The organism is Croceibacterium selenioxidans (assembly GCF_018599195.1).
Lineage (GTDB): Bacteria > Pseudomonadota > Alphaproteobacteria > Sphingomonadales > Sphingomonadaceae > Croceibacterium_A > Croceibacterium_A selenioxidans.
The window spans coordinates 588,918-610,214 of sequence record NZ_JAHFVK010000001.1; the positions used below are offsets into that span (position 1 = coordinate 588,918).

20 protein-coding genes and 1 tRNA gene are annotated in these 21,297 nt (G+C 63.4%); 12 read left to right on the top strand and 9 right to left on the bottom strand.

Annotated elements, in window-relative coordinates; genetic code table 11:
- Positions 1–13: 13 nt before the first annotated feature.
- From KK137_RS02890 to KK137_RS02915, 6 genes are all read left to right on the top strand, one after another.
- Entirely contained in the window at positions 14–1,384 is a 1,371-nt protein-coding gene (locus KK137_RS02890; RefSeq protein ID WP_214534540.1) for a class II 3-deoxy-7-phosphoheptulonate synthase, read from the top strand.
- Between the two features lie 89 nt (positions 1,385–1,473).
- Positions 1,474–2,709, top strand: coding sequence for an ergothioneine biosynthesis protein EgtB (gene egtB / locus KK137_RS02895; protein WP_214534541.1), 1,236 nt, complete (start codon positions 1,474–1,476; stop codon positions 2,707–2,709).
- The gene (egtD, locus tag KK137_RS02900) at positions 2,709–3,695 is read left to right on the top strand and encodes an L-histidine N(alpha)-methyltransferase (protein ID WP_214534542.1); all 987 of its coding nucleotides are present in this window, start codon (positions 2,709–2,711) and stop codon (positions 3,693–3,695) included. Before egtB ends, egtD begins: the two co-directional genes overlap by 1 nt.
- Entirely contained in the window at positions 3,692–4,627 is a 936-nt protein-coding gene (locus KK137_RS02905) for a DUF5996 family protein (RefSeq protein ID WP_214534543.1), read from the top strand. Before egtD ends, KK137_RS02905 begins: the two co-directional genes overlap by 4 nt.
- A 42-nt stretch (positions 4,628–4,669) precedes the next feature.
- Entirely contained in the window at positions 4,670–5,341 is a 672-nt protein-coding gene (locus KK137_RS02910; RefSeq protein ID WP_214534544.1) for a retropepsin-like aspartic protease family protein, read from the top strand.
- Positions 5,342–5,401: 60 nt separating this feature from the next.
- Positions 5,402–6,775, top strand: a complete 1,374-nt coding sequence (locus KK137_RS02915) for an MFS transporter (RefSeq protein ID WP_214534545.1) — start codon at positions 5,402–5,404, stop codon at positions 6,773–6,775.
- A gap of 77 nt (positions 6,776–6,852) precedes the next feature.
- Here KK137_RS02915 and KK137_RS02920 read toward each other — a convergent pair whose 3' ends face one another.
- On the bottom strand, positions 6,853–8,280 hold the full coding sequence (locus KK137_RS02920) for a sulfatase-like hydrolase/transferase (protein WP_214534546.1): 1,428 nt from the start codon (positions 8,278–8,280) through the stop codon (positions 6,853–6,855).
- Positions 8,281–8,413: 133 nt separating this feature from the next.
- Complete coding sequence (locus tag KK137_RS02925; RefSeq protein ID WP_214534547.1) at positions 8,414–11,557, bottom strand: TonB-dependent receptor domain-containing protein; 3,144 nt, start codon at positions 11,555–11,557, stop codon at positions 8,414–8,416.
- Between the two features lie 117 nt (positions 11,558–11,674).
- On the opposite strand from KK137_RS02925, the gene KK137_RS02930 reads away from it, so the two are divergent.
- Complete coding sequence (locus tag KK137_RS02930; protein WP_214534548.1) at positions 11,675–12,622, top strand: LysR family transcriptional regulator; 948 nt, start codon at positions 11,675–11,677, stop codon at positions 12,620–12,622.
- Between the two features lie 10 nt (positions 12,623–12,632).
- Here KK137_RS02930 and KK137_RS02935 read toward each other — a convergent pair whose 3' ends face one another.
- Complete coding sequence (locus tag KK137_RS02935) at positions 12,633–13,025, bottom strand: VOC family protein (RefSeq protein ID WP_214534549.1); 393 nt, start codon at positions 13,023–13,025, stop codon at positions 12,633–12,635.
- Positions 13,026–13,104: 79 nt separating this feature from the next.
- On the opposite strand from KK137_RS02935, the gene KK137_RS02940 reads away from it, so the two are divergent.
- Entirely contained in the window at positions 13,105–14,361 is a 1,257-nt protein-coding gene (locus KK137_RS02940) for a lipopolysaccharide biosynthesis protein (RefSeq protein WP_214534550.1), read from the top strand.
- On the opposite strand, the gene KK137_RS02945 is transcribed toward KK137_RS02940, so the two are convergent.
- Complete coding sequence (locus KK137_RS02945; RefSeq protein ID WP_250893559.1) at positions 14,330–14,662, bottom strand: DUF3817 domain-containing protein; 333 nt, start codon at positions 14,660–14,662, stop codon at positions 14,330–14,332. The genes KK137_RS02940 and KK137_RS02945 overlap by 32 nt on opposite strands.
- A 252-nt stretch (positions 14,663–14,914) precedes the next feature.
- Between KK137_RS02945 and KK137_RS02950 the strand changes: the two genes are divergently transcribed.
- Positions 14,915–15,595 carry an RBBP9/YdeN family alpha/beta hydrolase gene (locus KK137_RS02950; protein WP_214534551.1) on the top strand — a complete coding sequence of 227 codons (681 nt, stop codon included), beginning with the start codon at positions 14,915–14,917 and terminating at the stop codon, positions 15,593–15,595.
- A 14-nt stretch (positions 15,596–15,609) separates the two neighbouring features.
- On the opposite strand, the gene KK137_RS02955 is transcribed toward KK137_RS02950, so the two are convergent.
- Positions 15,610–16,224 (bottom strand): CAP domain-containing protein, encoded by a 615-nt coding sequence (locus KK137_RS02955; protein WP_214534552.1) that lies wholly within the window; start codon positions 16,222–16,224, stop codon positions 15,610–15,612.
- 163 nt (positions 16,225–16,387) lie between these two features.
- Here KK137_RS02955 and KK137_RS02960 point away from each other — a divergent pair, with 163 nt between their 5' ends.
- Entirely contained in the window at positions 16,388–16,969 is a 582-nt protein-coding gene (locus tag KK137_RS02960; RefSeq protein WP_214534553.1) for a recombinase family protein, read from the top strand.
- 39 nt (positions 16,970–17,008) lie between these two features.
- On the opposite strand, the gene KK137_RS02965 is transcribed toward KK137_RS02960, so the two are convergent.
- Positions 17,009–17,083 (bottom strand) — tRNA-Gln (locus KK137_RS02965).
- 55 nt (positions 17,084–17,138) lie between these two features.
- Complete coding sequence (gene yghU, locus KK137_RS02970; protein ID WP_214534554.1) at positions 17,139–18,008, bottom strand: glutathione-dependent disulfide-bond oxidoreductase; 870 nt, start codon at positions 18,006–18,008, stop codon at positions 17,139–17,141.
- An 86-nt stretch (positions 18,009–18,094) separates the two neighbouring features.
- On the opposite strand from yghU, the gene KK137_RS02975 reads away from it, so the two are divergent.
- Positions 18,095–19,105 (top strand): DNA topoisomerase IB, encoded by a 1,011-nt coding sequence (locus KK137_RS02975; RefSeq protein ID WP_214534555.1) that lies wholly within the window; start codon positions 18,095–18,097, stop codon positions 19,103–19,105.
- Here KK137_RS02975 and KK137_RS02980 read toward each other — a convergent pair.
- Positions 19,102–19,542, bottom strand: a complete 441-nt coding sequence (locus tag KK137_RS02980; protein ID WP_214534556.1) for a hypothetical protein — start codon at positions 19,540–19,542, stop codon at positions 19,102–19,104. The two genes, KK137_RS02975 and KK137_RS02980, sit on opposite strands and share 4 nt — an antisense overlap.
- A 123-nt stretch (positions 19,543–19,665) precedes the next feature.
- On the opposite strand from KK137_RS02980, the gene KK137_RS02985 reads away from it, so the two are divergent.
- Positions 19,666–20,643 carry a glutathione S-transferase family protein gene (locus KK137_RS02985; protein WP_214534557.1) on the top strand — a complete coding sequence of 326 codons (978 nt, stop codon included), beginning with the start codon at positions 19,666–19,668 and terminating at the stop codon, positions 20,641–20,643.
- Here KK137_RS02985 and KK137_RS02990 read toward each other — a convergent pair.
- Entirely contained in the window at positions 20,640–21,122 is a 483-nt protein-coding gene (locus KK137_RS02990; protein ID WP_214534558.1) for an MEKHLA domain-containing protein, read from the bottom strand. The two genes, KK137_RS02985 and KK137_RS02990, sit on opposite strands and share 4 nt — an antisense overlap.
- Positions 21,123–21,297 lie beyond the last annotated feature (175 nt).

The following is a 21,297-nucleotide window of genomic DNA, read 5'->3' on the forward strand; positions in this document are numbered from 1 at the left end:
CTGGAATTTTGAAGTGAAGAACTGGACTCCCGAGGGCTGGAAGCAGCACGAGGCGAAACACTTGCCCGTTTACGAGGACGCCGAGGCGCTTGCCTCTGCAGAAGCGACCATGGCGAGTTTCCCTCCGCTGGTCTTCGCCGGGGAAGCGCGTAACCTCAAGGCGCAACTGGCTGAAGTGGCCGAGGGGCGGGGTTTCCTGCTCCAGGGCGGCGACTGCGCGGAGAGCTTTGCCGAGTTCCATCCGAACAACATTCGCGACACCTTCCGCGTGCTGCTGCAGATGGCGGTCGTGCTGACCTTCGCCAGCAAGCTGCCGGTGGTGAAAGTCGGTCGCATGGCCGGTCAGTTCGCCAAGCCGCGCAGCGCTCCGACTGAGACGCACGGTGATGTGACGCTGCCGAGCTACCTCGGTGATAACGTCAACGGCATCGAATTCACGGCCGAAGCGCGCCGCAACGATCCGCAGCGGATGATCCGCGCCTACAGCCAGTCGGCTGCTACGCTGAACCTGCTGCGCGCGTTTGCCAGCGGCGGATACGCGAACCTGCGGCAGGTCCACCAGTGGACGCTCGAGTTCATGGGCCGCAGCCCGTGGTCGGATCGTTTCACCGATGTCGCCAATCGCATCAGTGAAGCGCTGGACTTCATGCAGGCCTGCGGAGTCGATCCCGAAACCGTGCCGCAACTGAAGACGACCAACTTCTACACCAGCCACGAAGCGCTGCTGCTCCCCTATGAGGAGGCGATGACGCGGCAGGATTCGCTGACCGGCCAATGGTACGACACCAGCGCCCACATGCTGTGGATCGGGGATCGCACGCGCTTCCCGGGGAGCGCGCATGTCGAGTTCCTGCGCGGCGTCGGCAACCCGATAGGGATGAAGTGTGGGCCGAGCCTTGAGCCCGACGCGCTGCTGGACTTGCTCGACACGCTCAACCCCACGCGCGATCCGGGCCGCATCACGCTCATCAGTCGCTTCGGGCATGACAAGGTCGAAGCCGGCCTCCCGCGCCTGATCCGTGCCGTAAAGCGCGAAGGGCATCCGGTCGTTTGGAGCTGCGATCCGATGCACGGCAACGTGATCAAGGCAGAAAGCGGCTACAAAACCCGGCCGTTCGACCGCATCCTCTCCGAAGTGAAGGGCTTCTTCGCCGTGCACCGTGCGGAAGGCACTCACGCCGGCGGCATTCACATCGAGATGACCGGCCAGGATGTCACCGAATGCACCGGTGGCGCCGTGGCGATCACCGATGAGGGGTTGGCCGATCGCTACCACACGCACTGCGATCCGCGGCTCAATGGGCCCCAGTCTCTGGAGCTGGCGTTCCTGCTGGCCGAGATGCTCAATCTCGAGGCCACTGTGCGTCAGAAGGACGCAGCCTGAAGCTTTTCAGGAACATGACGGCGGGTTGAGGGCTTTCCTTTCCAGGCTCGGTCGGCCATTCTGGGCCGATCGAGGCCTGGAGGTTTACCTTGCCCGAAGCCCAACGCCAGCGGACAACCGCCGCACCTGATCTCATTTCACGCTACGCTGCCACGCGGCGGCTGAGCGAGGCTCTGGTCGAGCCGCTCTCGGAAGCCGATGCCACGATCCAGTCGATGCCCGACGCCTCGCCGGCGAAATGGCATCTGGCGCACACCACCTGGTTCTTCGAGACCTTCCTGCTTCGCGACAGGCTGCCTTCGTATCGGTTGTTCGACGATCGTTGGCCGTTCCTGTTCAACTCCTACTACGAGGGAGAGGGCGAACGCATCCTGCGCCCCCGTCGAGGCATGCTGTCCCGGCCGACCTTGCGCGAGATCCTCGACTGGCGGGTTCATGTGGACGAATCGATGCAGGCGCTGCTCGGCGACACCGCTCACGCGTCGCTGATCGAACTGGGCATCGCGCACGAACAGCAGCACCAGGAATTGCTGCTCACCGACATCAAGCACGCGCTGTTCCAGAACCCGCTCGGACCGGCGATGTGGACGGCGCCTTTGACCGAAACAATCGCAGCCGAGGCGCTTCCCGATTGGTACGAACACCCCGGAGGCATTGCGCTGATCGGGCAAGGGGATGGGGGCTTTGCCTTCGATAACGAGGGCCCGCCGCACCGCGTGCTGCTCGAACCTTTCGGGTTGGCGGGCAAGCTCGTGACCAATGGCGACTGGCAGGCGTTCATCGACGACGGGGGATATCGGGCTGCGTCGCTGTGGCTGTCCGACGGTTGGGACTGGGTGCGGCGCGAGCAAATCGGCGCGCCGCTCTACTGGAAAGACGGCGAGCACTTCACCCACGCCGGATGGCAGCCACGGCCCTCCGAGGCACCGGTGTGCCACATCTCGTACTACGAGGCAGACGCGTTTGCGTCCTGGGCGGGCGCCAGATTGCCGACCGAGTTCGAGTGGGAGGCCATCGGCCAGTCCCACGACCCCTCCGGGGGCAACCAATTCGATACTGCCGCGCCGCCCTTGCCCACCGGAAGCGCGGGGCTGTTCGGGGATTGCTGGCAGTTCACCCGTTCCGCTTATCTGCCCTATCCCCGTTTCGCTCCGGCTGAGGGTGCGGTGGGGGAATACAACGGCAAGTTCATGGCGGGGCAGTGGGTGCTGAAGGGGGCAAGTTGCGCGACCGTCAGGGGCCATTCGCGCGCCAGCTACCGCAACTTCTTCTATCCACAACAACGCTGGCAATTCACCGGCCTGAGACTGGCGAAGGATCTGTAATGAACACGGGACAGGGCCTGGCGTTGGTCGAGCTTGACGAAGACGGCGTCGACCGGGCGTTTCGCGAGCAGGTGCTCGAAGGGCTGGGGCAGGACCCCAAGGCGATCCCCGCGCGGTGGCTCTACGACGATGCCGGGTCGGAGCTGTTCGAAGCCATCACGCGCTTGCCGGAATACTACCTGACGCGCGCCGAGACCGAGATCCTGACTGACCACTGCAGTGACTTTCGCCGAATGATCGAGCCGGGAAGAGCGGTGGTCGAATTCGGTTCCGGTTCTTCGGTCAAGACTCCGCTCCTGCTCGGCTGCATCGATCCTGCCGCCTACGTACCGCTCGATATATCAGGCGATTTCCTCCGTTCTGCGGCGGCCGACCTGGCGGTTAAGTTCCCGGGCTTGCCGATCCATCCGGTCGAGGCTGACTTCATGAGAGCCGTGACCCTGCCAGACGAAGTCGCCGCCATGCCCAAGCTCGGCTTCTTCCCAGGATCGACCATCGGCAACATGGTGGCCCGCACGGCAGTGGATCTGTTGCGGTCGATGCGTGCGACCCTTGGCGGGGATGCGCTGCTGCTGATCGGGATGGACCTGGTGAAGGACATTGAAGTCCTCGAAGCGGCCTACGACGACGCCAAGGGTGTGACCGCGGAGTTCAACCTCAACCTGGCCCGTCGCGTGAACCGCGAACTGGGCGGCACCCTACCGCTCGACAAGCTCCGCCATGTTGCCCGCTGGAATGATACCTTCGCCCGCATCGAGATGCATCTGGAGGCGACCGAAGAGTTGACCTTCGAAGTCTCCGGCCAGCCCTTCAGACTAGCGCGCGGCGAGACAATCCATACCGAAAACAGCCACAAGTTCGACCGGCGCAGCCAGTACACCTTATTGCTTGCCGGGGGCTGGACGCCGGTTGAGCGCTGGCTCGATTCCGAAGGACGCTTCTCGCTCCTTCTCGCCGAAGCCACGCGCCCGCGGAACGCACCATGAGCGCTTGGCCGAAACTCGACTACGCCGCCGACAAAGGCACGGTCGAGACACTGCACCTGCTGCTGCAACTGATCGGCAAGCTCCCCGTGAGGCTGCATCCCTGGATCAACCACGGGTGGCACGTTGCCTTGCGGCTGACGCCTAGCGGCGCCGTGACCCGCAGCCTGCCGGCGGGGGCACGCTACTTCGCGGTCGAGCTGGACTTCCTCGAGGGCGCGATCAAGGTGGATTGCGGCAACGGCTTCCAGTCGGTCCTCCCGGTGGCGGGCAAGACCATCGCCAAGGTCAGTCGCGAGCTCGGTTCACTGCTTGCGGACCTTGGTCTTCCGGCGCCCCTGCACGGCGCCCCGAACGAACTGCCCGACCCTATTCCCTTCGCCGAAGACGAACGGCCGCGCGAATGGGATGCGGACGCGGCCCGACGGCTCCACGAGGCGTTCCTGTGCGCCGACCGCAACTTCAACCTGTTCCGCTCGCTCTACCTCGGCAAGTCGTCGCCCAGCCACTTGTTCTGGGGGAGCTTCGATCTTGCGGTGACGCGCTTTTCGGGCCGTGGCGCGCCCGCTCACTCCGGGGGCGTTCCCAACTTGCCCGACAGCGTCACGCGTGAGGCCTACAGCCATGAGGTCATAAGTGCGGGCTTCTGGCCGGGTGGCGGTGGCTTCGACGAGGCGGCGTTCTATGCTTACGCCTACCCGACACCCGCTGGACTGGCCGATCAGGACGTGGAGCCGGACGCCGCGTTCTGGAAAGCGGAGCTAGGCGAATTCATACTGCCCTATGCCGCGGTCAGGGAGGCGGCCGATCCCGACTTCGAAGTGCAGCGTTTTCTCAATTCGACCTTCGTGGCGGCCGGGGGCTTGCTCGAATGGCCGCAGGGGTTGGTCATCGACCCGCCGCCTTCGGTCGGTCGTCCACCGCATTCGGCCTAGGCCCACGTCGCAAATCGATTTGGGCCGCCTTATATCGACCCGATGGATCTAGCACCGGTCTGGGAACAACTCGTCCATAGCCTGCATCAGGTGCCCCGCTCCGGCCTGCTCATGGCCGCAGTGGGCGCGATGCTGCTTGGCGTACTGGGCTCGCTGCTTGTCCGATACACTCCCGCGCTCGGCAAGGCCTTGCGCATGGCGAGCACGTTTGGGCTGGTCGGCGTGCTGCTGGTGGTGGTGCTGCAGGTCTCGCGCATGGATCCACGCTTCGAGCTGGCGATGCCCGAGATCGGCCTGCCCGAGCAAGTGGTCGAGGGCGCCGAGACGCGCGTCAAGCTCGCACCCGACGGCCATTTCTGGCTTCGCGCCGAGATCAACGGAGAGCCGGCCAACTTCCTCGTCGATACGGGGGCGACCTTGACCGCCATATCGTCCGAGACCGCTGCGGCGGCCGGCCTCGAGCCGCGTGAGGCTGGACTGCCGGTGCGCATGCAGACGGCCAACGGCCCGGTCGCGGCCGACCTTACGACCATCGACGAGCTACGCTTCGGCAACGTGGCGGCCCGCGGACTCGACGCGATCATCGCACCGGGCTTGGGGCCGACCAACGTCATCGGCATGAACCTGCTCTCGCGGCTCGCTTCCTGGCGGGTCGAAGGCGACACGATGATTCTGGTGCCGCACAACCCGCAACCAGCGATAGAGGCGCGTTGACCTGAGCCGCTCGCGCGGCCACTCTGCGCAAAAGGACAAAGTCCTGCCGGAGAGGGACGCATGGCTGAAACTGGTTCTGGCGAGCGATTTGACGTCGCCGCCTTCATAGACGACCGACCGATCGGCTGGCGCGAGATCACCACGCTGGTGGTGGTTTCGATCGTGCTCTTCATCGACGGCTTCGACATGTACTTCTTCGGCAAGATCCTGCCCGCGGTGGCGGACGGCCTGGGAGTGACTCCGGCGGGGATGGCCGGAGTGGTGACGGCACAGCAGGTGGGAATGGCCATCGGCGCCTTCCTGATGCCGCCGCTCGCCGACCGGATCGGACGGAAGCCGGTCCTGGCGATCTGCCTTCTGTCTTTCGGCATCCTCTCGCTGTGGACGGCCTATTCGACGACGCCGACCATGATGGCCTGGCTGCGCGGGATCTCAGGCATCTTCTTTTCGGCGATGCTTCCTATCTCGCTGGCCTTCCTGGCGGAGATGACCCCTCGACGCCGCCGTGCTTCGTTCATGGCAATTGCGCTGGTGTGCTTTTCCGGAGCGAACGTCGCCAGCGGAGCGATGACCGCGTGGATGCTCGATATCTACGGCTGGCAGATCGGCTTCTGGCTCGGCGGTCTTTTGCCCTTACTCGGGCTTCCGCTCTTACTGCTCGTGCACGAATCCCTGCCCTTCAGAGTGGCGCGCAATCCTGCCGACCCTCAGATTGCCGCTACGATCCAGCGCATCGATCCGCAGGCGGGCGTGATCGGTGGTGAGGCGTTCCACCTAGGCGAAAAGGCGAAGCCGGTGGAGCAAAAGGGTCCGCTGGCCATGTTCAGCGCGCCATATCGGCTCAAGACTGCGATTCTGTGGTGCGCCTGCTTCCTGGCGATGGGCAACATTGCCCTGCTGGCGAATTGGCTTCCGACCTATTTCCAGGAGCTCGGCGGCGTGCCGATCCAGGAGTTCGCCAAGTACATGATGATCGGCTTCGTCGGCGGGGCGTTGGGTACGCTTTCCATGGGCTGGTGGATGGACCGGGTGAACCCGCATATTCTGATTGCGACGTTCTTCTTCGTCGATGCTTTAGCGATTGCCTCGCTCGGGTTCCTGCCGGTGGGTACGGTCATCTTCGTGATCGGACTGGTGGTGTGGAACTATTGCCAGGTCGGCGGCCAGACCGGCATCAACACCATCGCCACGCTGGGCTATCCGCCCGAGATGCGCAGCAGCGGGATTGGCTGGGCCGGCGGCTCGGGCCGGATCGGTGGAATCGCTTTCCCAGCGGCCGGGGCCTTTGCGCTGCAGGCCATGCTGCCGCTGCAGACGATCATGGTCGTGATCGCCATACCGGCCGTGCTCGTTGCGGTGCTGATCCTGTGGCTTGGGGCCGTGGAGCGGCGTAGCCCTGGGGTGGAGCCGCAGTTGGAGCCGGCGACGGCGTAACGCCCCTCCGTCGCACCTCCCCGAGACAAGCTCGGGGAGAGGGACGTCCGCGAAGCGGAGGGTGGAGGGGCAAACCTTCAGTCGTTCCATCCATAATGATCGGCCAGTTCCTTGGGAGACCAGCCATAGCTGGAAACCTTTGGGTCGCTGAGCATGCCCTTATTCCACTCGTCGAAGGCCGATTTCAGCTCCGCGAACTTCTCGGGCATGCGCTCCTTCAAGTTGGCTCGCTCTCGCGGATCGGCGGTCACGTCGAAGAGGTACTCGTTGTCGTTGATCGAGAGGTACTTGTAGCGGCCATGTCGCGCGGCCTTCTGGTTCTTGCTGAAGTATCGCCAGAACAGTGTGCGGTCGGGAAGTGGCTGGCCCGCCAAGGCCGGGCGGAAGTCGATCCCATCGGCGGGATAGGCAGGGTCGGGAGCGCCACCGGCGGCCGCCAGGAACGTCGGCAGGAAGTCCATCGAAATCACCGGTGAACTGTTGGTGCTGCCAGGAGCCGTGAGGCCCGGCCATCTGACGATGAACGGCACGCGCGTGCCGCCTTCGAGAAGTTCGGTCTTCATTCCGGTGAACGGCCAGTTGTGCGAAAACCGCTCGCCGCCGTTGTCGCTGGTGAACACGACCACCGTGTTGTCGTCCATGCCAAGCTCGGCCAGTTTCGCCAGGACGCGTCCGACGTTAGTGTCGAGGCTGGTCACCATGTCGGCATAAGTCTTCATGGTGCCGCCATCGTAGTGCGCGATTGCGAGCGCGTCGCCGGATGCGTCTCTGTCGAGGCGGGCGGATTCGGCACGGCCTTCGGCATCGTTGCCTTCCCAGGGCCAGTGAGCGGCGGTGAAGTGGAGGCTGAGCAGCCATGGCTTGTCCTGCTTGGCGCGAGCTTCCAGGAATTCGATGCTCCGGTCGGCGAGGAGGTCGGTGTAGTACCCCATTTCCTCCACCTGGACGTCGCCGTCCCACAAATCGGGCCGGCCGCCGACCTTGTGGGTGAAATAGTCGACCCCGCCGCCGCGGTTGCCCCAGAACTCGTCGTAGCCGCTCTGCAAGGGGCCGTACTTTGGCAGAGAACCAAGGTGCCATTTGCCAACCAGCCCCGTGTGATAACCCTGCTTGCGAAGTAGCGAGGGCAGGGTCGGGTGTTCGGGCGGCAGCCCGTATTCGGTGCCGCCAAGCGGTTCTTCGAGGCCGGCTCGCAGGCGGTACTGATAGCGGCCGGTAATCAGGCCGAAGCGAGTTGCGCTGCAGACGGCGCTGTTGGCGTAGCCGTCGGTGAACAGCATGCCTTCGGCGGCAAGCCGGTCGAGCACGGGCGTCTGGTATTCCTGCCGCCCATAGACCGAGAGGTCCGCGTAGCCGAGGTCGTCGGCCATGATGAACAGGAAGTTCGGCTTGCGTCCTGCCGCTTGCGCCCACGCTGGGCCAGCGGCGACGAGCGCGGCCGTCCCCAGGGCGCCGGCTAGCGCGGTACGCCGTGTTACTCCGTGGCGGGCAGTCGTGTCAGTCATGTTCCGAGTATATCCCTCTTTCAGAGAAAATGGGGGCGGCCCCGGATCCAGGGGCCGCCCGTTTCGGCTAGTGGCGCGCCAGGAGCACCTCTGGCGCGACACTAGCCTCAACCTTGGGCCAATCCAGCGTTCGTCACATCTTCATCTTCACACCGAAGGTGAAGCGGCGACCCAGGACGTCGTAAACCGCCGAGTTGTACTGCACTGAATAGGCTGAGAACGCGGTGTAGGACGGGGTCAGCGGCGGATCGGCGTCGGTGAGGTTTGTGACGTTGGCGAAGAGTTCCCAGTCGAGACCGCCGCCCTGGAACTGATAGCCGAGCCTCAGGTCGAGGTAGAGGATGTCGTCGACCGTGTTGTCCTCGATGACGATCGGGGCGGTCGGCTGGCCCTGTGGGTTGAGGGGCGGGAAGTTCGGCGTCACATCCTGGATTGCGCTGCCGATGTAGCGGCCCTGGAGCAGCGCGGAGAAGCCCCCGTTGTTGTAGGTGAGGCCCGCCGTCACCTTGAAGTCGGGGTAGGGGAAATAGACCCCGTCCGATTGGCGCGCGCCGGTTTGCCCGGCGTAGTCGGTGGTAAAGCCGGTGCTATTGGTCTCGGACCGCTCGTTGAGCCAGCTGGCGAACCCGCGGAAGTCGAGCGATTCCATTCCACCGCCAAGCAGCTTGAAGTCGGTGGTGTAACTGACCTCGAGGTCGATACCGCTCACTCGCGCTGCTGCGACGTTGACGAACACGTCGCCCACGATCGCGTCCTGGAGACCGCCGCTCGAATTGAAGGTGATGAGGTCGCAGAATTCCTGCGCCCCTTCGATCAGGCAGCGATTGACCACCGACTGCGTGCCCACCTGGCTGATCGCGTCCTTGATCTTGATGTCATACCAGTCGAGCGACGCGCGGAACCCGGGAACGAAATCCGGCTGGAACACCGCGCCCAGAGTGATGGTGTCCGCACGCTCCGGCTCGACGTTGGGGTTGCCGCCCGAAAAGCGCGTGACATTGTATTGCTGGGTGTCGTTGGTCGGATCGTTGTCGTCCAGGTTACGCGGATCGGTGACGGTGGCTGCGCCGCCGGTCTTGTCGAACCGCTCCGAAAGGTTGGCCGCGCGCACGTCGCGGGAATAGGTGCCGCGCAGGCGTAGCATCTCGTCGAACAGCCCGACTTCCGCGCCGCCCTTGTAGGCCCAGATCGTGCCCGACCCCGAATAGTCCGCCCAGCGGCCCGCACCGTTGAGGTTGGCGGTGAAGCCGTTCGAATCGAGCAGCGGAATCAGGACTTCTCCGAAGGCTTCCCACACATCGGACTTGCCGTTGATGTTCGAGACTTTGGAGTATTGGACACCGACCGTATTGGCGCAATCCGGACCGCTCACGCCGCGCAGCCCGATCGTGGGATCATTGCAGCGTACCGGGTGGAAGCTGCTGTGGTCGGACGCCGGATTGGTGACGTCCTGGACCACTTGGCGGATCTTGTCCTGCCGCCACGAACCGCCGAACGCTAGGGCGACGGGCCCGGCCCAAAGATCGATCAGATTGCCGGAGGCCGAAACCTCGGCAAGTTGCTGTTCGAACGTGGTCAGGTTCACCTTCGAGTCCGAGGTAGTGTAGTCGTAAGTCTCGCCCAGCGAATAGCCGGTGTCCGGGAAGAAGAGCGGGGTGCTGACCGACTGGCCCGGCTCGAACCCGACGACATAGTCGACCGCAGCAGCCGACGCGTTTCCGCGTCCGAAGAGATTGATCGGGACGCATCCGGGAAACGCGGCCGCCCCTCCGGAGAAGGTCGAGACGCGACAGACGATATTTCCGTTGCTGTCGCGCACGGCGTCGGCCGCAGCAAAGATGCGGTCGACGCGCAGGCCGTATTGCCGCCAGTCACGCTTGGAGCGGCCGTACTGGTAAAAGCCGTCCACCTGCCAGCCATCCATGAGGCCGCCGGTTTCGAGGTCCCAGTCGAAGCCGACCGTGCCGATGTGCTGGGTGGTCGTGTCGTCGAGGGTCATCTGGCCGACATCCTCGATGCTGCCGGTGCGGCGCAGGACGAAGCTGGCAATGTCGTTGTCGATCATCGTTTGCCGAAGATCGTCAGGCAGGAACGCGTTGTCCTGGAAGATCGTCAGCGTCGTCGGCGTACCCTGGAAGCTGCCGCGCGGGGTGTTGTAGCTGAAGATGCTGGTCTGGCCGAACAGATACTGCCCGAAGACCGTGAAGCCGTCGCTCACGTCGAAGTCGGCAAAAGCGAAGGCCGAATAGCGCTCGATATCCGGATAGAGCGTGAAGACCTCTGACCCCAGGTCGTCCCCGCTGGTGCCCGATCCGGCGATTTGCCGTGAACCGGGGACGCCGATGGCCCCTTGCCCGGTCGCCGTGTCGCCGAGCACGAAGGGGGAGACATTGCCGTTCCGATCGAAGGCGAGGCCATTGATCGCGGTCCCGGGGGCGAAGATGACGCCGTCGAAGGACGACGTAGCGGAGATGACGTTTGGCGAGAAGCGATAGGGATTGTCGGCTGTGCCTGCACCGACCGTGCCCCAGGCCTGATACCAGTCTCGCTCACGGTAGTTGTGAATGCCGTTCTGGTTGTAATGTTCGCCCGAGACCAGGAAATGGCCCCGGTCGTCGGCGAACGATGTGCCCCACGCGGCGGAGACCTCGTAGTTATCCCCGTCGCCCCGGTCGGTCACGCCGACTTGGCCGCTCACCTCGAGACCTTCGAACTCGGTGTTGAGAATGAAATTGACCACGCCGGCCACCGCGTCGGTGCCATACGCGGCCGAAGCGCCGCCTGTCGTCGTCTCGACACTGGCGATCATCGCCTCAGGAAACAGATTGATGTCGACACCGCCGAACGCGCTGGTCGAGGGGACGCGGCGCCCGTTGAGCAAGGTCAGCGTGCGATTGACGCCGAGGCCGCGCAAGTTGAGCGAGCCATAGCCGCTGCGCAGGAAGAAGTTCCCGCTGTTCGGCGTCTGGTTGCCATAGAACTGCGGCAACTGGCTGACTGCCGTGATGAGGGCCCCTGGGGAGAGAGCTTCCAACTCGCTGGCATTCACCACGGTGACCGGAACGGGAGCTTGCATGCCGTCAGCGCGGATGCGTGAGCCGGTGACGTAGATCGGTCCGCCTTCCTCGGCGCCTTCAACGATATCATCGGCTGGAGGCGCCGCCGCGGCCTGCCCCTGAGCCAGCGCCGGGGCCGCCCCCAGAGCCAGAACCACGGCGCTTACGCCCCCCGCGAGCGCGTGACGCAAGCAAGCCCGGTTGTCCTTGTCATACCTCATGAAGCTTCCTCCCCTTCTTATGAGGGAGAGGTCACCCGGAGTGGGCTGGCAAAGCAACGCATTGCAAAGTGATGACAGGTGATAGGTTTCAAGTTATCAATACATTCGGAACCGATAATGCCAGCCTTTCCTTTTACCCTGCGTCAGCTCGAAGTATTCGCCAACCTCTGCGGGACACGTAGCTTTCGCCGCACCGCGGAAAGTCTGGGAATTTCACAGGCTTCGGTCAGCAACCAGATGAAAGTTCTCGAGGATCAACTGGGCGTGGCGCTGTTCGTGCGCCGTCCCGGTCAACGCCCGACCCTCACGCCCGAGGGCATGGCGTTCCTCGACGATCTGAAAGCGTTCCAGACGGCGGGTGAGGCGTTAGCCTCTCATCGACGCAAGGATCCGGAAGAGCTGCCCGCGATCCGTTTTCGTGTTCTGATCGGGCAGGGTCTGCTCGACAACTACATTCGTCCCAAGCTGGATCGGTTCTTTGCTGCACATCCTCAGATCGAGCTGACGTTCGAAGCTCATCCTCCCAGCAAGGAACTTGCCCGCGATGTTGAAGACGGGCGGTTTGACTTCGCTCTGATCCACCAGCGCGCGGACCGGCCCGTGGAGCCGCACTTGCGCCAGCTCGCTCTGGTTCGCGGCGGCATCTACGGTCACCGCAAATTCGCCGAGGGGCGGCGGCTGCCGCTGTCTTCCGAGTTCGTGAACATGTTGCCGTTCATCATGCCGCTTGCCGCAAGTTCGCAGGAGCGCGAGATCTTGAGACTGTTCGAGCGCTACGGGATCGCTCCACGCCGCGTGATCGGGCACACCCAGTATTACGACGTAATGGCCGCCATGCTTGAGCGAGGAGTCGGGGTCGCGTCATTTGCCGACACCATCCTGCCGGCGGAAATGCGCGATGAGGTCATCCAGCTCCACCCGCTCGAAAACTGGAGGTTGCTCTGGTATCGCAAGGATGGCGGGATCGATCCGCGCTACGATGCGGTGCAGGTCTTCTTGTTTTCCAGCGTCCTGCAGAACCCTGACTATCGCACGATCTCGGTCTTCGCCGAGGAGTACGCCTAGGTTCCCGCCGTCAGCTGGCGGGGAGCTGGATCAGCTCGATTTCGTGACCTTGGGGGCTGCGCAACATTGCGACCTTGACGCCGGCGGTCTCAAACACGCCCGTCAGTTGGCTGGCACCGCAAGCGAGTGCCCGGCCGTGCGCGGTCTCTATGTCGTCACAGATCAGGCCTACGGGACCGTGGCCCGGCCCGACACCGACGTCGCGCCCATCCTTATAGGCTACCAGCAACAGGTTTGGCCCTGTCTCCTGTCCCGGCAGGGCGAGAATATGCTCAAGGAACTCAGGCTCATCGAAGCTGGTCGTAACCGTAAATCCAAACGCCTCCGCCCAGAAGGCCAACGCCGGCGCCATCTCCGGCACGTTGAGTTTGAAGAATCCCAGCCGGACTTGAGCAGCAGCCATCCCATTTTCTCCCATTTTGTTCAGTTAGCGCGAGCACATGGCTTTGCAATCCCGCAGGGCTTGCGCCAAAGGGCCCACCATGATCCGCCGAGCACTGCAGAACACCGGTTGGCTGATGGGCGCGCGGGGTGTCAACGGCGTGCTGAGCCTGGCCTATCTTGCGCTCGTTACGCGGGCTCTCGGACTTGAAGGCTTTGGCTACTTCACCCTCTGTCTCACTTTCGCTCAGGCGGTGGCAGGGCTCACCTCATTCCAGACCTGGCAGGCCGTGATCCGGTGGGGCCAGCAGCGCGACACCCTGAAGGATGCGATCGGTTTCGCGCTGGCGCTCGATTTACTGGCGATCGGTGTGGGAGCGGTCGCTTCGGCCCTGTTGCTGGCCTTCGCCGGGGACTGGCTGCCGATCCCGTACGACCTTCGCCCGGAGGCTTACGCGCTCACCCTGGTCTTCCTACTGGCGATACGTTCGACGCCCACCGGGATCCTGCGTCTCCACGATCGTTTCGCCAAAGGGGCGGGGGCGGATACGGTCACCTCGATCGTCAGGGTTATCGGAGCCGGTATCGCGGCGCTGATGGTGCCGACAATCGAAGCGTTCCTCGTCATTTGGGCCCTGGCAGAGATCGCCACCGCGGCGACTTACTGGCTCTTCGCGCTCCAGTGCGAGAAGATCGACCTGTCACGTATCAGCCTTCGGAGACTGCCTCGGTTCGAGCCGGGCGTCTGGAGCTTTGTCTGGGGGACCGCGCTGTCGGGGACGTTGCAGATCGCCTCGCGGCAGATACTGGTGCTGTTGGTCGGCGCGCTGGGCGGGGCAACTCTGGCCGGCATTTACCGCGTGGCGGCCCAGCTTGGCGAGGGCCTGCTCAAGTTGGCGCAGGCTCTGATGCGCGCCACCTATCCGGAACTCGTCCGCGATCCCGACGCGGCCCGGCACATTGCTTCGCGGATCGGCAAGATCGCCTTCTTTACCGGACTGGGCGCAGTTCTGTTTTCCGTCCTTGGCGGCCACTGGGTGATCAAGGTGATCGCCGGCCCCGAATTCATCGCGGCCTATGCGCCGATGATTATCCTGTCGGCCGCCGCAGCGATCGAGCTGGCAGGAGCGTCTCTGGAGGCCCTGCTGGTGTCGCGAGGGCACGCGTTGCGCAACTTCATGCTTCGAGGAGTCCCGACAGGGCTAGCGCTGGCATCCTTGCCGTTCGCCATGAGATGGATCGGCGTTTCAGGAGCCGCGGCCATGGTTTTCGTGTCGAGCCTGGTAAGCGTCGGGGCCCTGATGTGGGTAACCCGCGAACGGGCGGTCAGGCCGGATCTGCCTCGCCAGAAGGCATAATCCGGGCTTCGGCCTTTTTGAGCATCGCATCGTTCAAGAATGTGCCGAACGGGAAAAGCGAAGCGAGGAACGTCCTGGTCCAGTTCCAGGCCGAAAGTCCCTGACCCGGCAAGAGCAGGACCATGCCGCCAAGGTAAGCTAGCCACGCCGCGCCATGGATCGCACCGGCTGGCGGAACGAGAGCGGGATTCCCCAGCCAGTACTTCATTGGCATCGCGACCAGAAAGAGCGCGAGAGTGGTTACGCCCTCGACAAACGCTATGGTCCGGAACAACCGGAGCCTGGTCCTAGAAAATTCCATGGAAATCCTTCAAGCAAGGGGGCCGGGACAGCCACTTTGGCGAGCGCATGGCGCCTTCCGCGATCCATAACCAAGGGCCAAAGGTTTTCAATGGCTTTGCGTTTGAGTCGCAATAAGGGTCGGAAGACGCCATCGCATCGAACCCTCATCTCGTCGCAGGGGGGTTCTCAACCAAAACTGTTGAGTTAAATTTAGCGCAGTCGGACCATGCGAATCGGACGGCCTTATCCCTCTGCCTTGGGAGAGACGGCAATGGCCCACTACCTCGAACTCGATGATAGCAGCCTGCGCGATGATCCACTGATCTTGATCGTTCCGGGCATGCACAACAGCAACCCGCAGCACTGGCAATCGCGCTGGGAGCAGCAATGCAGCGACTGCCGCCGCGTCGACCTGGGGATGTGGGACGATCCGCATCGCAATACCTGGGTCAACAAGCTCAACCTGGCGATTCATCGGGCGGAACGGCCTGTCATCCTGGTGGCGCATAGTCTTGGATGCCTGGCGGTAGCGTGGTGGGCGGAGTTCGAGCGACCGGCATACGGCAATCCAGTCGTAGGCGCGCTACTTGTGGCGCCGCCCGACGTCGATCGTCCGGGGACGGACCCGCGTCTGGCCCGCTTTGGTTCGTGTCCGCGCGAACCTCTTCCCTTCCCTTCGTTCCTCGCCGCGAGTCAGGATGACCGGCTGTGCAGCCTGCGCACCGCGCAACTCCTCGCTCGCGACTGGGGCGCGCGCTTCGCCTTTGCCGGCGCCATAGGCCACATCAATGCCGATTCCGGGATTGGTGACTGGCATTTCGGCAAGACGCTCCTGGCACAGCTGCTGCGCGAGAACGGTCGCGATCACGCTCGGCTCGTGCCGGAGACGGCAACCGTCGAGCCATTGCTTCCCGATGCGACGTACGCACAGGCACGGCTTTTGGCCGGTTGATCGATTTGGTTCAGTTAGCGGGCGGCCTGCGGTACCATGGAAATGACCGGCCGCCCGTCCTTGTTACCCGGAGGCGAATAGCGGCAGACCAGGGCGTCGTAGGCCTTTGAGGCGAAGCCGCAGCCTACGTCAGTCGTCGTCGACCAGATCATTTGCGTGTAGTGTGCACAGCGCGACCAGCCCCCGGCACAGACGTCTGGAAAAATGCCCGCCCGAAAGTAGCGGCGCTCGTCGAGCCAGGTCTGTGCCAGTCCGAGGGGAGTATTTCCGGCACGTGGCCCCGCGACGAGATTTTCGCGTTCGTTCTCCCGGCCGACCCGTGACGAGTGCTGGAGCCGGCCCGTGTCGGCAATGACATTGGCGTATTCCTGCGCGTGACGTGCGAGCGTGGGATTCCATTGCAACGGAGGCGAACCCGCTTCCGCTCGCGCCTGATTATGCAGATCGAGAACCGCGACCAGATCAGGGCCGAGCGGGAGCTTGGCCAATTCCTCGCGACTGATGACGGTCAGCGTCTCTGGCGCTTCCGTAGGGTCAGTGGCGAGCGCCCCATGCGAAAGCAGGAACGAAGCGGCCAAGCAGGCGATCGAGTTGCGCAATCTCGGTGACGTTAGCCGTGTCACAATCATGTCGGTTCCCTCGCTCGCACCGGCGCCCTGGATTGGCGGCGTAACTGGTCAAACCGAGAGTAGCCGCGCGAACCCATCGTTGATAATGGCTCGAAAATATAACTTTTGATCTAGCTCAAAACTTAGCTTGACGAATATTTTGAGCCGAGCCTAAGGGCGCCTCATGTTTCATCACATCGCCTACTACCGCGTTTCCGCGTCCGACCCTTCCATCGAAGTCCAGCGCACCATGATGGGCGGCTCGTTCGATCAGGAATTCTCTGACGAGGGCGTCAGCAGCTCGGTGAAGGCGGCCGATAGACCTGGTTTTGCAGACCTGCTTGCCAGCATCCGCAAGGGCGACACTCTTTATGTTTTTGCGGTCGACCGTCTGGGGCGCGACGCGCTCGATGTCCAGACCAATGTTAGGAGATTGATCGACGCGGGGGTGGCCGTCGAAGTCCGCGGCCTGGGCCGGATCGGCGGCGATGTCGGGGAGCTTCTGCTCACGCTGCTCGCACAATTGGCTGAACTGGAGCGTCGCAAGATCGCCGAGCGCACGGCCGCCGGGCGGCAAGTGGCCAGAGAAGCGCTGAAAGCGACGGGCAAGACCCACCGGGGGAAGTCCAGCCTGGGTCGGCCTTTTGCCGCGAACGCGGAAGAGGTGAGGGAGTGGCGCAAGGCCAACAAGGCCAGCATAGCCAAGACAGCCGAACAGTTCGGCCTCTCACCGGCAACAGTGAAGCGATACTGCGCCGCGCGCTGAGCGAGGGCAAATCAAGCGCATCTCTGGAGAGAGGGAGTCTGGCTGGGGCGGCAGGATTCGAACCTGCGCATGCCGGTACCAAAAACCGGTGCCTTACCGCTTGGCTACGCCCCAGCATGGCGGAGAGGCGCCCCTATAACGGGTCGCGCCTCTCACGCAAGGCACAGGATCAGACGTCAGCGCGTTTGCGCACCGGGTTGAAGAGCGACTTGTCCTCGACTGCATCGAAGTCCGCCGCCGAGTGGCGCTCGGGCATGGCCTGAGTATTGACCAAGCGCCCGCGAATCACGCCCGGACGCGCGTCGATCGCCTTCACCCATCGGCCCACATTCTCGTACTCGTGCAACGAGAGGAACTTGTCCGAACCATTGTAGGCCCCGTGGTATAGGTTGCCGAGCCAGGTGTAGGCAGCGATGTCGGCGATGGTGAAGTTGGAGCCGGCCAGATACTCGGTTTGGCCCAGTTGCATGTCGGCGACGGAGAAGAGGCGCTTGGTCTCCATCGCGTAGCGGTCGATCGGGTACTTGTAGCGTTCGGGTGCGTAGACATAGAAATGTCCGAACCCGCCGCCGATGAACGGTGCGCTGCCCATCTGCCACATGAGCCAGCTGAACGTCTCGGCCCGCGCCGGATGGGTCTTGGGGAGAAGGTAATCGAACTTCTCCGCGAGGTGCACAAGGATTGATCCGCTTTCGAAAACCCGGAAAGGTTGTGGGCCGCTGCGGTCGAGCAGGGCGGGAATCTTGCCGTTGGGGTTGAGCTCGGTGAAGCCGGAGCCGAACTGGTCGGCGGCAAAGATCTTGATCATCCAGGCATCGTATTCGGCGCCGGAGAAACCAGCCTCGAGCAACTCTTCGAACATGATCGTCGCTTTGACGCCGTTAGGGGTGCCAAGCGAATAGAGCTGGAAGGGATGGTCGCCGACCGGCAAAACCACTTCTTCTCGCGCGCCGGCCGTCGGCCGGTTGATGCCCGCGAACTGGCCGCCGTTCTCGGGATCGAACGTCCAGACTTCGGGCGGGGTGTAAACGTCGGACATCGGCAAACTCCTGCAAAGGTCGGGTCGCGGGGAGATGGCGTGTCCGATGCGGAACCGCAAGCGTCCGGTGGTCGTTGCAGCGATCCATGGCCCGCAATTCTTCCGACCTCGAATATGTCGATGACAGCGAACCGGGCATCACCCGCAAGCGGGCGGGGAAGGGCTGGGCCTATTTCCTGCCCAGCGGCAAGCGCATTGCCGATCGTAACGAGATTGACCGACTCAACCGGATCGCCTTGCCGCCTGCCTATACCCATGCCTGGTTCTGCCCGAAGGACTGCGGGCATCTGCTGGCGACCGGCATCGATGCCCGCGGCCGAAAGCAGTACCGCTACAACCCTGAGTTCCGCTCCCGGCAAGAAGCCGAGAAGTTCGACGGTTGCGCCGAATTCGGGCGGCTGTTGCCGAGGGTCCGCAAGCAAGTGGCGAAGGACCTTGCGCTCCGGGGACTTACCCGGGAGAGGGCGGTGGCGAGCGTTGTCCGATTGCTTGACCTGGGGGCCATCCGGGTTGGAAACGAGAGTTACGCCAAAGCCAACAAGAGCTTCGGCGCCACGACCTTGCGGCGCCGCCACGCCAGTGTTTCCGGGGCCAAGCTCAAGTTGCGTTTCAAGGCGAAGTCCGGCCAATTGCGCGAAGCAACCGTGACAGACCGCCGGCTCGCCGGCTTCGTGCGCAAAGTGCAGGACCTACCTGGCCAGAACCTGTTCCAGTACCTCGACGACGCGGGCGAAGCTCATCCGGTCGGCTCACAGGACGTCAATGACTACATCGCCCAAGCGATGGGCGAACACTTCACCGCCAAGAACTTCCGCACCTGGCACGCGAGTGTTCTCGCCTTTCGTCTGCTGGCCGAGGCCGAGCGGCCGCTGACCCTGAAGGCGCTCAGCACAGAGGTTGGAGCGCAGCTTGGGAATACGCCTGCAATGGCCCGCAAGAGCTACATCCATCCGGCCGTCGTCGCCTTGGTCGACCGCCAGCAGAAATGGCGCGCGCGCCTCAGGCTTCCGCGCGAGAGCAAGTGGCTGAGTCGTTACGAGCGCGGCTTGATCAAGCTTCTTGAGAAGGCTCCCAAGGAGATCAAGCGCCTCGCCTAACGCAACACTCCGCGCCCTCGCATCGCGGCCGCATACCACAGCTGCAGGACCGACAGCACCCAGATGAGGCAGGTCGTGACGATCGTGCCCATGTTGTTGAACATCTGGCTCGTACCCATGATCAGGTCGTAGCCATTGGTCACGACGATCGAGACCAGGGAGATCGCGAAGAGGGGCACTGCAAAGCGGCTCTTGATGAGCAAGGCCAGGGCTCCGGCGATGGCGCTGAACAGGGCGATATCCGTTAGCGCTACGAACCACGGCGCCTGGGCGGCGTAGTAGGCCGCCTCGGCCTCGCTGACGCCCGCGAGCCTGCCCAGTTGGGCGGTAACTATGATGTAGGCTCCAGACGCATTCCACAGGAAGGACAGAATACCGACGACCCAAACATGCCACGGTGTCCTGGAGGCTGGTGCTTCGGCTGCGAATTGGGACATGATGTGTCTCCCCTCTCCACGCGACCCCGCGGGGAATGTAACCGACCTCGGGCCTGAATCAAAATCGTCCTGGACTTGTGCGGAGGTCAACTTCGCCTAGGTGGGCTGTGAGGAGACGAGCAAATGGCGCAGCTGGTAGACGGCAAGTGGGTGGATACACTCCCGGCGGCCGAGGAGATCGGGGCGGACGGGCGCTTTCGCCGGATCGACAGTCCGCTGCGGGAGTGGATATCGCCGGATCCTGCCGCGAGCTTTCCCGCCGAAGCGGGCCGCTATCATCTCTGGGTGGCGGCCGTTTGCCCGTGGGCCGCCCGCACGACAGCCTTTCGGGTACTCAAGGGCCTGGAGGACGTGATCACTGTCTCCTTCGCTCGCCCGGGCTTGCCCAAGGAGGGATGGATATTCGACGAGGGCCCAGACGGGCCCGTCGAAGGCGGCTATCCGCTGCACCGGCTCTATGTGGAGCACGATCCGAATTTCACCGGCAAGGTCACTGTGCCCACGCTGTGGGACAAGAAACAGCGACGGATCGTGAACAACGAGAGTTCGGAGATCATCCGAATGCTCAATTCCGCGTTCGACGGAGTCACGGGCAATCGGCTCGACTTCTATCCTGAGGTGCTCCGCGCGGAGATCGAGCGATGGAACGGGCTGATCTATCCGGGGCTGAACAACGGCGTCTACCGCAGCGGGTTCGCCAGCACACAGGCGGCATATGACGAAGCCGTGCGCGAGGTATTTGCCACCCTCGATACGATGGAAGAGCACCTTTCACGCCATCGTTATCTGGCGGGCGAGTTCCTGACGGAAGCCGACTGGCGGGCGTTCACATCGCTGGTACGCTTCGATGTGGGATACCACGGTGCGTTCAAGTGCAACCTGCGGAGGATCGAGGATTATCCGGCCCTGCGCGGCTATTTGCGCGAGCTTTACCAATGGCCCGGGATCGCGAGTACGGTCGACCTCGAACTCATCAAGTTCGGTTACTGGTTCCTGTCCGATCGGAACCACATCGTGGCCATCGGTCCAAGGCTCGACCTCACCACTCCACACGAACGCGGCCGCCTGCCGGGGCAGGGCGTCTGGAAACGCGGCGGCTAGGCCGGATCGATGTACCGCCACTCAAGATAGCTGGCGACGACGCCGTGGATTTCTCCCTGCTCGTCGAGCAGGTTCCATGATTGCGCCCGTACGATTTCGAAGCGCTGTCCGGTTGAGGCGACCCTCACTCCGGTGTCGACCTGGACCATGTTGCTCCGCTTCAGCGCGTTCAGGACCCGCGTCCGCTCGTGGCGACGCACCGGTTCGGCGCAAAGGTGCGACGGCATGCCGATGAAGGCCTTCGCCGACATATGGTATAGATCCAGTGCTTTGCGGTTGGCGTAGAAGATGCGGGGGACCGGCTCGGTTCCGTGCACGATGATCACGCGCGGAGATTGCCACAAGGCTTCCTCGACATCTCCCGAGGCTCCGTCGACAAGCGGTTCTCCGGTCAATCGGGCATAACTTTCCGCGATCAGCGCCAGCCTCGAACCGGCGCTTTCCCGCATTGCGATACGTTCTTCATCGTCGTCCGCCATATGCCGGTTGCTAGCGCAGAAGCCGGGTTCGGCCAAATTGCCACAAAGGGAGTCAATGATACTTGACAGGATGTCATGCATCCTTGCTATAGGAGAGGAATAATTGCGGTCCTAGTAAGACTCGGTCCGGCTGGCCGACTAAGTGCCCGAAGGGGTTTCGGAGAGTTTGCATGAC

Bases quoted from the DNA above. Each gene is read 5' to 3' on its own strand.
- egtD (WP_214534542.1), top strand. From the start codon at position 2,709: ATGAACACGGGACAGGGCCTGGCGTTGGTCGAGCTTGACGAAGACGGC.
- KK137_RS02905 (WP_214534543.1), top strand. From the start codon at position 3,692: ATGAGCGCTTGGCCGAAACTCGACTACGCCGCCGACAAAGGCACGGTC.
- KK137_RS02910 (WP_214534544.1), top strand. From the start codon at position 4,670: ATGGATCTAGCACCGGTCTGGGAACAACTCGTCCATAGCCTGCATCAG.
- KK137_RS02915 (WP_214534545.1), top strand. From the start codon at position 5,402: ATGGCTGAAACTGGTTCTGGCGAGCGATTTGACGTCGCCGCCTTCATA.
- KK137_RS02920 (WP_214534546.1), bottom strand. From the start codon at position 8,280: ATGACTGACACGACTGCCCGCCACGGAGTAACACGGCGTACCGCGCTA.
- KK137_RS02925 (WP_214534547.1), bottom strand. From the start codon at position 11,557: ATGAGGTATGACAAGGACAACCGGGCTTGCTTGCGTCACGCGCTCGCG.
- KK137_RS02930 (WP_214534548.1), top strand. From the start codon at position 11,675: ATGCCAGCCTTTCCTTTTACCCTGCGTCAGCTCGAAGTATTCGCCAAC.
- KK137_RS02935 (WP_214534549.1), bottom strand. From the start codon at position 13,025: ATGGCTGCTGCTCAAGTCCGGCTGGGATTCTTCAAACTCAACGTGCCG.
- KK137_RS02940 (WP_214534550.1), top strand. From the start codon at position 13,105: ATGATCCGCCGAGCACTGCAGAACACCGGTTGGCTGATGGGCGCGCGG.
- KK137_RS02945 (WP_250893559.1), bottom strand. From the start codon at position 14,662: ATGGAATTTTCTAGGACCAGGCTCCGGTTGTTCCGGACCATAGCGTTT.
- KK137_RS02950 (WP_214534551.1), top strand. From the start codon at position 14,915: ATGGCCCACTACCTCGAACTCGATGATAGCAGCCTGCGCGATGATCCA.
- KK137_RS02955 (WP_214534552.1), bottom strand. From the start codon at position 16,224: ATGATTGTGACACGGCTAACGTCACCGAGATTGCGCAACTCGATCGCC.
- KK137_RS02960 (WP_214534553.1), top strand. From the start codon at position 16,388: ATGTTTCATCACATCGCCTACTACCGCGTTTCCGCGTCCGACCCTTCC.
- yghU (WP_214534554.1), bottom strand. From the start codon at position 18,008: ATGTCCGACGTTTACACCCCGCCCGAAGTCTGGACGTTCGATCCCGAG.
- KK137_RS02975 (WP_214534555.1), top strand. From the start codon at position 18,095: ATGGCCCGCAATTCTTCCGACCTCGAATATGTCGATGACAGCGAACCG.
- KK137_RS02980 (WP_214534556.1), bottom strand. From the start codon at position 19,542: ATGTCCCAATTCGCAGCCGAAGCACCAGCCTCCAGGACACCGTGGCAT.
- KK137_RS02985 (WP_214534557.1), top strand. From the start codon at position 19,666: ATGGCGCAGCTGGTAGACGGCAAGTGGGTGGATACACTCCCGGCGGCC.
- KK137_RS02990 (WP_214534558.1), bottom strand. From the start codon at position 21,122: ATGGCGGACGACGATGAAGAACGTATCGCAATGCGGGAAAGCGCCGGT.